This window comes from Janthinobacterium sp. Ant5-2-1 (assembly GCF_001445815.1).
Classification (GTDB): Bacteria; Pseudomonadota; Gammaproteobacteria; order Burkholderiales; family Burkholderiaceae_D; genus Janthinobacterium; species Janthinobacterium lividum_E.
Genome location: NZ_LNCE01000029.1, coordinates 26041 through 39987 on the forward strand (window position 1 = coordinate 26041; position 13947 = coordinate 39987).

A 13947-nucleotide genomic window follows, 5' to 3' on the forward strand; every position below is an offset into this window, starting at 1 on the left:
GCACCGCACAGATTGCGTAGTACGCGCTTCCCGGCCCGGGAAACGCCCATCGTCGAATTTGTAGTAAATTTACCTTATTGCTTCACCATCCTCTTGATTTCCATCAACAAAAATCCTACCCAAAGGGACGACAAGGGCTTGCGAGCTGTTTGCCAGGGCAACAATATGAAAATTTACTACGCATTTAAGCGAAAGGCAATCAACTTTTGTCTTTCGAGGCGGAAAAGTGACGGCGCGACACACATGGCCGGCTCTCTCCTGTATGCTGCGGCTGAAACAAGGATGTAATCCACATCTTTCACACACCTGACAAAAACGTAGCGAGCGGATGAGAGTTGTGGCCGAGAAGCGCAGCTGTGCGGATGCACAGTGAGCATCGCAGGCCGCAAATCGCGACGCGCAGTAGCTTTGTCGGGTGTTTACTCTCTATTCCCATGCGACTGACTGCCTACACCGACTACACCCTGCGCACCCTGATGTACCTGGGCGTGCACCGCGACCACCTCGTGACCATCCAGGACATCGCCGACCTGCATGCCATCTCGAAGAATCATTTGATGAAGGTGGTGCACCAGCTGGGCCTGTCCGGCATCGTGGAAACGGTGCGAGGACGCAATGGCGGCCTGCGCCTGGCGCGCGACCCGGCCGAGATCAATATCGGCACCGTTGTGCGCGAGACGGAAAACGATTTTTTCATGGCGGAATGTTTCAACAAGGAAAACAATACCTGCCCGCTGACACCCGATTGCCTGCTGAAGGCCAAGCTGGGCCAGGCCACGGCCGCCTTCCTTGCCGTGCTCGACACGGTGACCTTGGCGTCGATACTCGAAGCGACGCCAGGCGCGCCAGCGCTGGCGGCCGGCGTGATTCCCCTGCGCGTGGCAAAGTAAGCGTGCCAAAAACAACAATGCCCGGCGAACCGGGCATTGTTTCCTGCAGCGACCATCTAAAACATCAATGCGCGCTGGCGCCTGCCGCGCCGATGCCCGTCTCCGAACGCATTTGCTGCGCTTCGTAGCCGGCGCGGTCGATGCGCGCGCGGGGGCTCTTGTCGAGCACCGAGAACAGCCAGATGCCGACAAAGCCGGCCGTCATCGAGAACAGCGCCGGCGAGGCATACGGGAACAGCGCTTCGCCATGACCGAGCACGTCGACCCACACGGACTTCGACACCACCGTCAGCGCGACGGCCGTGATCAAACCGAGGAAGCCGCCGATGGTGGCGCCCCGCGTGGTGCAATCCTTCCACAGCACCGACATGAACAGCACGGGGAAGTTGGCCGAGGCGGCAATCGCGAACGCCAGCGACACCATGAAGGCGATGTTCTGCTTTTCAAAGGCGATACCGAGCACCACGGCGATAATGCCCAGCACGATCGTCGTCACGCGCGACACCTTCAATTCGTTGGCGCCCGTGGCCTTGCCCTTCTTGATGACGGTGGCGTACAGATCGTGCGATACGGCCGACGCGCCCGACAGGGTCAAGCCTGCCACGACGGCCAGGATGGTGGCGAACGCGACCGCCGACATGAAGCCGAGGAAGACGTTGCCGCCCACGGCCTTGGCCAGATGCACGGCCGCCATGTTGTTACCGCCCAACAGCTTGCCGGCCGCATCCTTGAACTCGGGATTGGTGCTCACCAGCACGATGGCGCCAAAGCCGATGATGAAGGTCAGAATGTAGAAATAGGCGATCCAGGTGGTGGCCCAAAACACGGATTTGCGCGCTTCCTTGGCGCTCGGCACCGTGAAGAAACGCATCAAAATGTGCGGCAGGCCGGCCGTGCCGAACATCAGCGCCATGCCGAACGAGATGGCCGAAATCGGGTCCTTGATGAAGGAACCCGGGCCCATGATGGCTTCCTTGGTGGCGTGCACGTCCACCGACTTGGCGAACAGCGCTTCCGGGCTGAAGTTGAATTGCGCCAACACGGCCACTGCCATGAAGGTGGCGCCGCCCAGCAGCATCACGGCCTTGATGATCTGCACCCAGGTGGTGGCCGTCATGCCGCCGAACAGCACGTAGATCATCATCAGGGTACCGACCAGGACAACAGCGATCCAGTATTCGAGGCCGAACAGCAGCTTGATCAGCTGGCCCGCGCCCACCATCTGCGCGATCAGGTAGAAGGCCACGACGACAAGGGTGCCGGAAGCCGAGAAAATGCGGATCGGCGCCTGCTTGAAACGGTAGGCGGCCACGTCGGCAAAGGTGAAGCGGCCCAGGTTGCGCAGGCGCTCGGCCATGAGGAAGGTGATGACGGGCCAGCCGACGAGAAAGCCGATGGCGTAGATCAGGCCATCGTAGCCGTTCAAAAAGACAGCGGCGGAAATGCCGAGAAACGATGCGGCCGACATATAGTCGCCCGCGATGGCCAGGCCGTTCTGGAAGCCAGTGATGCCGCCGCCGGCCGTGTAGAAATCGGAGGCCGACTTGGTCTTCTTGGCCGCCCACTTGGTGACGAACAGGGTGAAGATGACGAAGGCGGCGAACATGATGATCGCCGTCCAGTTGGTCGGTTGCTTGACTGCCTGGCCCAGGTCGGCGCCGGCCGCGAATGCGGCATTGCTGGCACCCAGCAATGCCAGGACACTCAGGCAAGACATGCCGCGCAGCGCCTGCTTGGCGGCGCTCATGCCTGCACCCGTGCCTGGATGGCGCTGGTCAGGTCGTCGAATTGCTTGTTGGCGCGGCGCACATAGATGCCGGTGACGAGCACGGTAAATACGATGACGAACAGGCCGATCGGCATGCCCCAGGTCATCACGCCGGCGCCCGTTTTCGTGGCCAGGAATTCCTTGTTGAAGGCGATGAGCAGGATGTAGCCGTAGTACACGAGCATCATCAGGCCCGTCAGCGCCCAGCCGAAGCGGGAACGCACCTTGACCAGCTGATGGTAACTGGGGTCGCTCTTGATTTTTTGAACCAGATCGTCATGCATTGTGTTGCCTCCTGTTATGTAAAAGCGTGCTCTTTTGTGTGAGCTTGGATTCACAGTACAGCGCGAGGCTTACCCGCCCCTTACGGCAGCGTTTTTTCTCGCGGCGGCAACACAAGGCAGACAGAAAAATCAGTTCAATGCGGCAGCCGGTCCGAAGAATTCATGGTGCGTCTGCTGCTCCGGCACGCCCAGTTCGCGCAGGTATTGCTTGACGGCCCGCATGAATGGCTGCGGTCCCAAGAAATAGGCGTCGACATCGCGCGAGGCCGGCAGCCAGTTTTTCAGCTGCTCTTTATTCAGCAAGCCGACGGCGTCCGGCGCGTGTTGTTCACCGCCATGCTCCGCATAGCAGTAATAGCGCTGCAGCTGCGGATGTTGCGCGGCCAGTTCGTCGATCTGCGCGCGGAACGCATGCACGCCGTGGTTGCGCGCCGCATGGATGAAATGCACGGGACGCTTGCCGCGCAGGGCCGCCGTCAGCATGGCCAGGGTCGGCGTGATGCCCACGCCGCCGCTGATCAGCACGAGCGGCTTGTCGCCATCGGTCAGCACGAAGTCGCCCGATGGCGGCGTCAGCTGCACGGTGTCGCCCGCCTGCACGTGGTCGTGGAAGAAATTCGACACCTTGCCGCCCGCTTCGCGCTTGACGCTGATGCGGTAGGTCTGGCCATTGCTGGCGGCCGACAAGGAGTACTGGCGACGCATGGGCACGCCATCGACGTTGGCCAGCACGCCGATATACTGGCCGGGCGCGAAGTCGAGCACGGGCTGGCCATCGGCGGGCGCCAGCAGGAAGGACGTGATCTCGCCGCTTTCCACCGTCTTGCTTTGCACCAGAAAATCGCGCGCGCCGCTCCAGCCGCCCGGTGCTGCCGCCTGCGCCTTGTAGATGCGTCCTTCCTCGCCGGCCAGGATGTCGGCCAGCTGGCCGTAGGCGGCGCCCCAGGCGTCGATGACGGCGTCGCTGGCGACCTCTTCGCCCAGCACTTCGCGGATCGCCTGCAGCAGGCTGGCGCCCACCAGCGGATAGTGCTCGGCGCGGATCTGCAAGGCCACGTGCTTGTTGACGATGGTGGCCACCAGGTCGCCCAGCGCATCCAGTTGATCGATATGTTTGGCATACATCAGCACGCCATTGGCCAGCGCGCGCTGCTGGTCGCCGCTGTGCTGGTGCGCCTGGTTAAAGTACGGCAGCACTTCGGGATGGTCGCGGAACAGATTCTTGTAGAAGTGGCGCGTCAGGGCTTCGCCGCCCTGCTCGAGGATGGGGACGGTGGCCGTGATGATGGCGCCTTGTTCTTGGGTCAGCATGTAAAACTCCTGTGGGGATATGGGTAAGCGGTCTCAGGCCAGAGATTCGATGGCCGGGTACAAATCATGGTCTTCGCGGCGCATGCGCTGGAACAGCGCGTGCAGGACGGTATTGGCTTCGCTGCGGAAGGCATCCGGTTCCGCTTCCAGGCGCACGGGCGTATTCCAGCGGCCGGCGAAATCCAGGTAGGCGCCGGCGATGCCGTGCATTTCGTTTTCGTACCGGCGCCCCAGCCGGGCCACCTTGGCCACGCCGGACGCTTGCGCGGCCGGATACAGGTAGCGCTGCTCGACGGCCAGGTGCAGCTTGATCAAGCCGCTCATGGCGACGATCTGTTCCGCGATGGCCTGCGCCTGCGCGGCCACACCGCCGCGCGCCAGCTGGCGCAAGTCGTCGATGGCGGCCAGGATGGCCAGGTGCTGCTGTTTAAATTTGTCGATATTCATGGCGTTTTTCTCTTGTTGAGTGTTCCCAGTGTAGCGGGATTTGCATAAACATGCAAATCATATACATCTTTAATTCGCAAATGTTGTCACCAGGAATGTACGTCGACATGCGCCACTATGTGCGGCACAGAACACAAGCTTCCACGATGCCTGCCTATAATTTATTCATCACAGCGCGGGCCCGATTGCGGCCGTGCCGCACCCTCCACTCCATCCAAGGATGAGCATGAAAAACAAGACGGGCACGGGCCATTCGCAGCAACTGGCCAGCATCATCAACGAGCACCACACGGAACTGCTGGACGGCTGGATGGCCGGTCTGATCGCCCGCCTCGTGCGGCGCGACAAGATCGCTGAAAACGAGCTGCGCCAGCAGGCATCGCAATTCCTGCCCCTGCTGGCGGGCGCGCTGGAAAGCGGCGACTCGTTCGACATCGAAGGCGGCGCCTGGGACGATACGCGCCAGCTGATCGCGGAAATATCGCAGTCGCGCGTGCGCCAGGGCTATTCGCCGATCGACACGGCCAGCTTCATGTTCGCCTTGAAAGAGCCGCTGTTCGGCTACCTGCGCAAGGCAATCACGGCGCAGCCGGAGCTGCTGGGCGACGCCATCGTCAGCACCAGCAAATTGTTCGATGAACTGGGCCTGCTGACCATCGCCATCTACCAGAAGGCGCGCGAACAGGTGATCCTGCGCCAGCAGCAGGAGTTGCTGGAACTGTCCACGCCCGTGGTGCAGCTGTGGCAAAACGTGCTGGCCCTGCCCCTGATCGGCACGCTCGACAGCGCCCGCACGCAGGTGGTGATGGAAAGCCTGCTGCAAAAGATCGTCGACACGGGCGCCCTGATCGCCATCATCGACATCACGGGCGTGCCGACCGTCGACACCCTGGTGGCGCAGCACCTGCTGAAAACCATCGCCGCCGCGCGCCTGATGGGCGCCGACTGCATCATCAGCGGCATCCGCCCGCAGATCGCGCAAACCATCGTGCACCTGGGCGTCAACCTGGAAGACGTGATGACCAAGGCCACCTTGGCCGACGCCTTCGTCGTGGCCCTGAAACGCACGGGCTCCAGCATCACCTACCAGCAGCAAGCACACTGAGGCGCCTATGGAAAGAATCCCCATTTTACGCATGGGCCGGCTGCTGCTGGTGACGATCCAGGTGGACATGCATGACCGCCTGGCGATGACTTTGCAGGACGACCTGACCAACCGCATCGTGACTGACCGCGCCACGGGCGTGCTGATCGACATTTCAGCGCTCGACATCGTCGACTCCTTCATCGGCCGCATGATCAGCAACACGGCGGCGATGGCGAAAATCCTCGACGCGCGCACCGTCGTCGTTGGCATGCAGCCAGCCGTCGCCATCACCCTGGTGGAACTGGGGCTGACCCTGGAAGGCGTGAGCACGGCGCTCAACGTGGAGCTGGGCATCAAGATGCTGGAACGGGGCGGCGCATGCGCATGACGGGGGCGCCATGCTAGGCGCGCAGGCTCAGGAACGGGCGCAGGCGGGGGGACAGCAGATGCAGCAGATCCTGCCCCTGCACAGCGATGAAGACGTCGTGCGCTTGCGCAAGCAGGTGCGCGACAGCATGGTCGCCATGGGGTTTAGCCTGATCGAACAGACCAAGATCATCACGGCAGCCAGCGAGCTGGCGCGCAATACCTTGCGCTACGGCGGCGGCGGCGAAGCGCGCATCGCGCGCGTCTGCGATGGCGCGCGGCAGGGACTGGAGCTGCGCTTTGTCGATGCGGGACCGGGCATCGACGATATCCCCCTGGCGCTGACCGATGGCTATACCAGCGGCGGCGGGCTGGGACTGGGGCTGGGCGGCGCCAAGCGCCTGGCCGACGCATTTCACATCGACACGGCACCCGGCGCGGGCACCACCGTCACCATCGCGAAATGGAAGCTGTTTTGAACCACCAGGAACCACAGCCTGACATTCTCAGGCAAAGAAGTTTTCCCATCGGCGAACCGAGCGAGATCGCCGCGGCCCGCCGCGCCGGCAACGAACTGGCGCGCCGCATCGGTTTCGACGACGTGCGCACGGGCCAGCTGGCCATCATCATCAGCGAAGCGGCAACCAACATCGTCAAGCACGCGCAGCGCGGCGAAATCCTGCTGCGCAAGGTGCTGCGCGGCGGCACCAGCGGCATCGAAGTACTGGCCATCGACAACGGCCCCGGCATGGCCAATGTGCGCCAGCACATGCAGGATGGCCATTCCACCACGGGCACCTACGGCGTGGGGCTGGGCGCGATACGCCGCCTGGGCCAGGAATTCGACCTGTACACGGCGCCCGGCAAGGGCACGGTGCTGATGGTGGTGGTCTGGGGCCAGCACGCCAGCAGCGCCATTCCCGCCCATCCGAACTGGCGCATCGGCGCCGTGTGCCTGCCGCTGGCCTCGGAACAAGTGTGCGGCGACGCCTGGAACGTGGTCTGCGAAGGCCATGAACTGAGCCTGATGGTGGCCGATGGCCTGGGCCACGGCCCGCTGGCGGCGCGCGCCTCGGAACGAGCCAGCGCCCTGCTGGAAACCGACACGCCCGGCCTGCCGCCCCTGCCCGCCCCCTTCATCGAACTGGCCCACGGCGCTCTGCGCACGACGCGCGGCGCGGCCATGGCCGTGGCGCATATCGACAGCGCACGCCGCGAATTGCGCTATGCGGGCGTGGGCAATATCGCCGCCTGCGCCTTCGATGCGCAGCAGCGCCGGCACCTGCTGTCGCATAACGGCATCGTCGGCAGCAACCTGCGCAAGGTGCAGGAATTCTGCTATCCGTGGCAGCTGGGCGCGACCTTGATCATGCACTCGGACGGCTTGCACACGCGCTGGGACCTGGAACAGTATCCGGGCCTGGCGCAATGCCATCCCAGCCTCGCCGCCGCCGTGCTGTACCGCGATTTTGCGCGCGGACGCGACGACGTCACGGTGGTGGTGCTGCGCGAACATGAGGAATGCCAGGCCGTCGCCGAGGAAAGGAGCGAAACAACATGACGCAACGCATATTGACGGCCCATATCGGCAGCGAACTCGATGTGGTGGGCGCACGCCAGCGCGCGCGGCAGATCGCCGCCCTGTGCGGCTTCGGCGTGCAGGACCAGGTGCGCATCGCCACGGCCGTGTCGGAACTGGCGCGCAACGTCTACAACTACGCCGGCAGCGGCAAGGTGCACTTCGCCATCGACGGCCAGACGGCGCCGCAGGTACTCAGCATCCGCATCGAAGACCAGGGCCCCGGCATCGCGCAGCTCGACAAGATACTGGCCGGCACCTACCGCTCGCCGACGGGCATGGGCCTGGGCATCCTGGGCGCGCAGCGCCTGATGGACCGCTGCCATATCCACAGCACGCCGGGCGAAGGCACGCACATCACGCTGCACAAGCTGTTCCCGCGCGACGCGCCCCTGCTCGACGGCAGCATGATCGGCACGCTGTCCGGCAGCCTGCAGGCGCTGCCCTCGGATATCACGCTGTCCGAAGTGCAGCAGCAGAACCGCGAACTATTGACCACCCTGGCCGAACTGAAGACGCGCCAGGACGACCTGCTGCAGCTGACGCGCGAACTGGAAGACACCAACCGCGGCGTGGTGGCGCTGTTCGCGGAACTCGACGAAAAAGCCGACCACCTGCGCCGCGCCGACCAGATGAAATCGCGCTTCCTGTCGAACATGAGCCATGAATTCCGCACCCCGCTCAGCTCCATCCGCGCCCTGTCCAAGCTGCTGCTCGACCGCATCGACGGCGAGCTGTCCGAGGAACAGGAAAAGCAGGTGATGTTCATTCTGCAAAGCGCCGTCAGCCTGAGCGACCTTGTGAACGACTTGCTGGACCTGGCCAAGATCGAGGCGGGCAAGGTCGACGTGCACGCCAACAGCTTCCAGGTGGCCGACCTGTTCAGCGCCCTGCGCGGCATGCTGCGCCCGCTGCTGGTGTCCGATACGCTCATCCTGACCTTCATCGACCCCGACCCGGCGCTGCATATCCACACGGATGAAGGCAAGCTGTCGCAAATCCTGCGCAACTTCATTTCCAACGCCCTCAAGTTCACGGAAGCCGGAGCCATCGTCGTCAGCGCCACGCCCTTGCCGGAGCAGGACGCCATCCGCTTTTCCGTCTCCGATACGGGCCTGGGCATCGATGCCGAAGACGTGCAGCTGATCTTCGAGGAATTCAGCCAGGTGGAAAACCACATGCAGCGCAAGGTCAAGGGCACGGGCCTGGGCCTGCCCCTGTGCCGCAACCTGGCCACCTTGCTCAATGGCACGGTGAACGTGGAAAGCACGCCGGGCCACGGTTCGCTGTTTTCCGTCGTCCTGCCCACCAGCTACCATGCGCCCGAAGGCAGCCTGCCGCCCAGCGCGCCGGCCAACGACAATGGCAACGACCAGCGCATCGGCGTGCTGGTGGTGGAAGACAATCCTCCCGTGCGCCTGCTGTATGAAAAATTTTTGGCCGGCAGCGAATTTCGCGTGGTCCCCGCGCGCAGCGTGCGCGAAGCGCAGGAGCGCTGGGAACAGCAGCGCCCCGCCGCCGTCATCCTCGACATCCTGCTGCACGGCGAAACGGCGTGGCACTGGCTGGCCGAGCTGAAAAACGACCCGCTGCGGCGCCAGGTACCCGTCATCGTCGCCACCGAGATCGACGACGTGCGCAAGGGCCTGGCCCTGGGCGCCGACGCCTACTACGTCAAGCCGCTGTCGCGTCAGCAATTGCTGGCGACCCTGCGCGCGCTGATCGGCAATACACACCACCGGCAAGAGCCGGTTCCGCCGCAAGGCACAACCACCTGGGACAATGCGCATGCTACCGGATAACAACAGCGATGCTCTGATCCTGAACGTCGATGACAGCGACGGCGCACGCTACGCCAAATCGCGCATCCTCAAACGCGCCGGTTTCAAGGTCATCGAAGCCTCGAATGGGGGCGACGCGCTGCTGCGCGCCCGCCAGGACCGCCCCAACCTGATCCTCCTCGACGTCAAGCTGCCCGACATCAACGGCCTGGAAGTGTGCCGCCAACTGAAGGGCGGCGACGAGACGAACACCATCCTCGTGCTGCAAACGTCCGCTTCCTGCATCGGCTCGGCCGACAAGATCCGCGCCCTCGACGGCGGCGCCGACAATTACCTGGTCGAGCCGATCGAGGCCGATGAACTGATCGCCAACGTCAGGGCGCTGCTGCGACTGGGGCGGGTCGAGCGCGCACTGCGCGACGTGGACCGCCGCAAGGACGAGTTCCTGGCCACCCTGGCGCACGAATTGCGCAACCCGCTGGGCCCCATCCGCACGGCGCTGGCCCTGCTGTGCAAGCTCGACCCCGTCGTGCCGGCCGTGCAGGACAACGCGCGCCGCACCATCGGCCGCCACACGGACCACCTGGTGCGCCTGGTGGACGACCTGCTCGACGTGTCGCGCATCTCGCAGGGTAAAATCTCGCTGCAATGGGAAAGCGTGAGCCTGGCCAGCGTCATCCGCAGCGCGCTGGAGACGAGCTCGCACAGCGTCGAGGCGCGCGGCCATGCGCTGGACGTGAACCTGCCCAAGGAAGAACTGTGGGTCTGCGGCGACGCCGTGCGCCTGTCGCAGATCGTCGCCAACCTGCTGCTCAACGCGGCCAAGTTCACGGCGCCGGGCGGGCGCATCGCCATTACCGCCGCGCGCGACGGCGACAACGTGCGCATCCGCCTGAGCGACAACGGCATCGGCATCGCCGCCGCCAGCATCGACAGCATCTTCGGCCTGTTCGAGCAAAGCGGCCACTCGCCCGACCGGGTGCAGGACGGCCTGGGCATCGGCCTGTCGCTGGTGCGCAACCTGGTGACCTTGCATGGCGGCCAGGTCAGCGTGCACAGCCCGGGCGTGGGGCTGGGCAGCACCTTCGAAGTCATCCTCCCGCTCGACGCCAACGTGCCGCAACCGGCCGCGCCAGTACCGGAAGCGGCCACCGGCGGCAGCCAGCGCATCCTCGTCGTCGACGACAACTGCGATGCGGCCGATACCCTGGCCGAATTGCTGGAAATGTACGGCCACACGGTGCGCACGGCCTACACGGGCACGCAAGCGACCGAGCGCACCTTGGAATTCAAGCCCGACATCGTCTTTCTCGACATCGGCCTGCCCGACATGAGCGGCTACGACGTGGCAATCAAAATGCGCCAGCTGCCGATACCGCAGCAATTCCTGCTCGTCGCGCTGACCGGCTATGGCCAGGAACACGACCGCCAGGCGGCCCTGGCGTCGGGTTTCAATGAGCACTTCGCCAAGCCCGTCGATTTCGGCAAGCTGGCCATGCTGGGATTGCATATCGCGCCATGAGCGGGGGTGGCGGCTGCGTGTTGCCGGGGCGTCCGCTATAATCGGCGGCCGCCTCACCTCTGGAACCATGACATGAAAACCCGCACGCCGCTGCTGCGCATCACCATGATACTGGGCGCCCTGCACGCCCTGCTGGGCTGGCTGCTGCTGCCTGCCCTGCCCGTCGGCCTGGCAGGCTGGCTGCTGGGCGGCGCCGTCTTGCTCGCCTCGACCATGCTCATGCCGATGACCATCTTCGCCCGCGCCGTCACCAACGATGGGCGCCTGGCCGACCGCTTGAGCTGGGCCGGCTCGCTGTGCATGGGCTTTTTTTCCTCGCTGTTCGTGCTCACCGTGCTGCGCGAGTTGCTGATGCTGATTCCCGCCACCCGCCCGCACGCGCAGGCGTCCGCCGTGGCCGTCCTCGTTCTGGCACTGCTGGCCACCGCCGTCGGCTACCTCAACGCCCGCAGGGTGGCGCGCGTGCGCGAGGTCGACGTGCCCATCGCCGGCCTGCCGGCCGCCTTGCAGGGCTTGACCATCGTGCAACTGAGCGACATCCACGTGGGCGCCACCATCAAGCGCACCTATGTGGAAGCCATCGTCGCGCGCGCCAACGGCCTGCGGGCCGACATCGTCGCCATCACGGGCGACGTGGTCGACGGCACGGTGGCGCAACTGGCCAGCCATACGGCGCCGCTGGGCGAGCTGCGCGCGCGCCATGGCGTCTTCCTCGTGACGGGCAACCACGAATACTATTCGGGCGCCGCGCCGTGGGTGGCGGAGTTCCGCCGCCTGGGCCTGCGTGTGCTGATGAACGAACACACACTCCTTGAACACGACGGCGCGCGCCTGGCGCTGGCCGGCGTCACCGATTTCAATGCGGCCAGTTTCGACCCTGCCCAGAAAAGCAACCCGCAAGCGGCCATCGCCGGCGCGCCCGCCGATATCCCCCGCATCCTGCTGGCGCACCAGCCGCGCAGCGCGCCCGAGGCCGAAGCGGCAGGTTACGACCTGCAACTGTCGGGCCACACGCACGGCGGACAATTCTGGCCCTGGAATCTGTTCGTGCCGCTGCAACAGCCGTACGTGGCCGGCCTGCACCGGCAAGGCCGCTTGTGGATTTATGTCAGCCGCGGCACCGGTTACTGGGGCCCGCCGAAACGCATCGGCGCGCCGGCGGAGATTACGAGACTGAGGCTGGTGGCGGCGTAAGCGTTACTCCGCGCAGCTGGCCATCCACGCCGCGAAACGCGCCGCCACGGCCGGCGGATTCAATCGTTCCATCGCGCCTTCCACCGCTTCGCTGTCGCTGACCTCGAACAGCAGCACGAAATCGTCGCGCTGCGTGCTCCCACCAAAACAGCCTTCGGCGTCAAGCTGCGCCAGCGCGGCAATGCAGGCGTCGAACACGCCAGTGCGGAAGGTATCGAAATCGACGTCGAACGGCAAGCCGCGGTGCGCCTGCAGCAGTAATCGGTAGGCGCTGTCGAAATAGGCGACCCCGTCCTCAAACGCCCATTCGGCCGGATTCCACAACATCTCTTCGCCGTATTCCGACGCGGCCAGCGCTTCGTGGCTGTTGGCCGCCGGGCCGATGGTCATGGCGCTGTCGTCGCTGACCAGCGCGAAAGCGTTGATGTGTTGATCGGAATGGGCACGGCGCACGGCAGCGAAAGCACTGCGCGCGGCGTCCGCCACCAGGGTGTGCAGCAGCACGAAATCAAAGACGGCCGGGTCGATGAGCATGGCGCGCGCCAGGGTATAGCCATCGGCAACAGCCGCATCGCAGTGGGCCAGATAGGCGGCCTGCGCTTCGGCTACGCTGGCGTACTGCGTGCGCGTCTCCTCGCCCCAGGTCATGGCCGCGCCGCTGGCCGTCCACACGGTGGTGCCGAACACGCGCGCTTCCTGGAAGCGGGCCGGCTGGTCATGGTCAAAGGTGTAAAACAGGCTGTAGTTGTCAGGCATAAGATTTTTCATTGATTAATCGGGCCGTATCTGCGCGGCGAAATCGCGCTGGCGGAACTGTTCCAGCAAAAAATCGACGAACACGCGCGTCTTCGCGGGCAGCAGCTTCTTGCTGGGATAGTACACGGACAGGGGGCCGGAATCGGCATGCCAGCCGGGCAGCAAGCGGACCAGGGCGCCGCTGCGCAAGTGGGCCAGCGCGTGCGGCATGGGCAGCAGCGCCACGCCGACACCGAGGATGGCCGCCTGCGCCATCGCTTCCGGATCGTCGAAGATGGCGCGCGGACGGCATTCGGCCACGCCTTCGCCGCCCGCGCCATCGCGCAGTATCCAGCTGCGCAATCTGCCGCTGCCGGCCGAGCGGCGCGTTACGCCGTCGAATTGGGCCAGGTCCGAAGGGTGCGTGGGCATGGTTTTCCCCTGCATGAAGGCGGGCGACGCCGTGGCGACGATGTGGGCGTGGCCCAGCTCGCGCGCCACCACGCCCGGCGTCAGTTCGATGCCGCCGCCGATGGCGACATCGAACCCTTCGCCGACCAGGTCCACTTGCCGGTTGTCGAAATGGCAGTCGGGGATGACGCCAGGGTAGCGGGCGATGAAGTCGCCCAGCAGGGGCACCACGTAGCTGCGCCCGAACGACGGCGCCATGCTGATTTTCAGTATGCCGGCCGGCTGGCCGCCCTCCTCGGCCACGCCGGCGATCGCCTCACGCAAGGTGGACAGGGCGCCGCCGATCTGCTGCAGGAAACGCTCTCCCCCTTCCGTCAGGGTCAGGCGGCGCGTGCTGCGCTGAAACAGCCGCAACCCCAGGCTCGCTTCCAGCCGCGCCACGTTCTTGCTGACGGCCGCCGGCGTCAGCCCCAGGCGGCGCGCGGCGGCCGAAAAGCTGCCCAGCTCGGCAGACAACACGAACGATTGCAAGTGATTGAGGGCTTCCATGCCCCTATTCTACCCGCTCATTT

14 protein-coding genes are annotated in these 13947 nt (G+C 64.8%); 8 read left to right on the forward strand and 6 right to left on the reverse strand.

Features of this window, described 5'->3' with window-relative positions:
- Positions 1–434: 434 nt before the first annotated feature.
- Positions 435–890 carry an RrF2 family transcriptional regulator gene (locus tag ASN89_RS10435; protein WP_058049224.1) on the forward strand — a complete coding sequence of 152 codons (456 nt, stop codon included), beginning with the start codon at positions 435–437 and terminating at the stop codon, positions 888–890.
- A gap of 64 nt (positions 891–954) precedes the next feature.
- Here the strand turns inward: ASN89_RS10435 and ASN89_RS10440 are convergent, their stop codons facing one another.
- The 4 genes from ASN89_RS10440 to ASN89_RS10455 form a co-directional block, all read right to left on the reverse strand.
- Positions 955–2637 (reverse strand): cation acetate symporter, encoded by a 1683-nt coding sequence (locus tag ASN89_RS10440; protein ID WP_152988530.1) that lies wholly within the window; start codon positions 2635–2637, stop codon positions 955–957.
- Positions 2634–2942 (reverse strand): DUF485 domain-containing protein, encoded by a 309-nt coding sequence (locus ASN89_RS10445; RefSeq protein WP_046682872.1) that lies wholly within the window; start codon positions 2940–2942, stop codon positions 2634–2636. The genes ASN89_RS10440 and ASN89_RS10445 overlap by 4 nt, the downstream gene beginning before the upstream one ends.
- Before the next feature lie 129 nt (positions 2943–3071).
- On the reverse strand, positions 3072–4253 hold the full coding sequence (gene hmpA / locus ASN89_RS10450) for an NO-inducible flavohemoprotein (RefSeq protein WP_058049225.1): 1182 nt from the start codon (positions 4251–4253) through the stop codon (positions 3072–3074).
- A 33-nt stretch (positions 4254–4286) separates the two neighbouring features.
- Positions 4287–4700 (reverse strand): hemerythrin domain-containing protein, encoded by a 414-nt coding sequence (locus tag ASN89_RS10455; RefSeq protein WP_058049226.1) that lies wholly within the window; start codon positions 4698–4700, stop codon positions 4287–4289.
- 226 nt (positions 4701–4926) lie between these two features.
- Here ASN89_RS10455 and ASN89_RS10460 point away from each other — a divergent pair, with 226 nt between their 5' ends.
- From ASN89_RS10460 to ASN89_RS10490, 7 genes are all read left to right on the forward strand, one after another.
- Positions 4927–5805 (forward strand): STAS domain-containing protein, encoded by an 879-nt coding sequence (locus ASN89_RS10460; RefSeq protein WP_058049255.1) that lies wholly within the window; start codon positions 4927–4929, stop codon positions 5803–5805.
- Between the two features lie 7 nt (positions 5806–5812).
- Positions 5813–6175: an STAS domain-containing protein gene (locus ASN89_RS10465; RefSeq protein ID WP_046682875.1), complete on the forward strand. Its 363-nt coding sequence runs from the start codon at positions 5813–5815 to the stop codon at positions 6173–6175.
- Between the two features lie 10 nt (positions 6176–6185).
- Positions 6186–6632 (forward strand): ATP-binding protein, encoded by a 447-nt coding sequence (locus tag ASN89_RS10470; RefSeq protein ID WP_235501926.1) that lies wholly within the window; start codon positions 6186–6188, stop codon positions 6630–6632.
- A complete protein-coding gene (locus ASN89_RS10475) occupies positions 6629–7714 on the forward strand; it encodes an ATP-binding SpoIIE family protein phosphatase (RefSeq protein WP_235501927.1) in 1086 nt (361 codons plus the stop codon). Before ASN89_RS10470 ends, ASN89_RS10475 begins: the two co-directional genes overlap by 4 nt.
- Complete coding sequence (locus ASN89_RS10480) at positions 7711–9534, forward strand: ATP-binding protein (RefSeq protein WP_082654514.1); 1824 nt, start codon at positions 7711–7713, stop codon at positions 9532–9534. The genes ASN89_RS10475 and ASN89_RS10480 overlap by 4 nt, the downstream gene beginning before the upstream one ends.
- A complete protein-coding gene (locus ASN89_RS10485; RefSeq protein ID WP_058049256.1) occupies positions 9521–11035 on the forward strand; it encodes a response regulator in 1515 nt (504 codons plus the stop codon). Before ASN89_RS10480 ends, ASN89_RS10485 begins: the two co-directional genes overlap by 14 nt.
- Positions 11036–11107: 72 nt before the next feature.
- The gene (locus ASN89_RS10490) at positions 11108–12229 is read left to right on the forward strand and encodes a metallophosphoesterase (protein WP_058049229.1); all 1122 of its coding nucleotides are present in this window, start codon (positions 11108–11110) and stop codon (positions 12227–12229) included.
- Between the two features lie 3 nt (positions 12230–12232).
- Here the strand turns inward: ASN89_RS10490 and ASN89_RS10495 are convergent, their stop codons facing one another.
- A complete protein-coding gene (locus tag ASN89_RS10495) occupies positions 12233–12985 on the reverse strand; it encodes a DUF4303 domain-containing protein (protein ID WP_052755602.1) in 753 nt (250 codons plus the stop codon).
- 15 nt (positions 12986–13000) lie between these two features.
- Positions 13001–13924: a LysR family transcriptional regulator gene (locus ASN89_RS10500; RefSeq protein WP_046682880.1), complete on the reverse strand. Its 924-nt coding sequence runs from the start codon at positions 13922–13924 to the stop codon at positions 13001–13003.
- Positions 13925–13947: the final 23 nt, after the last annotated feature.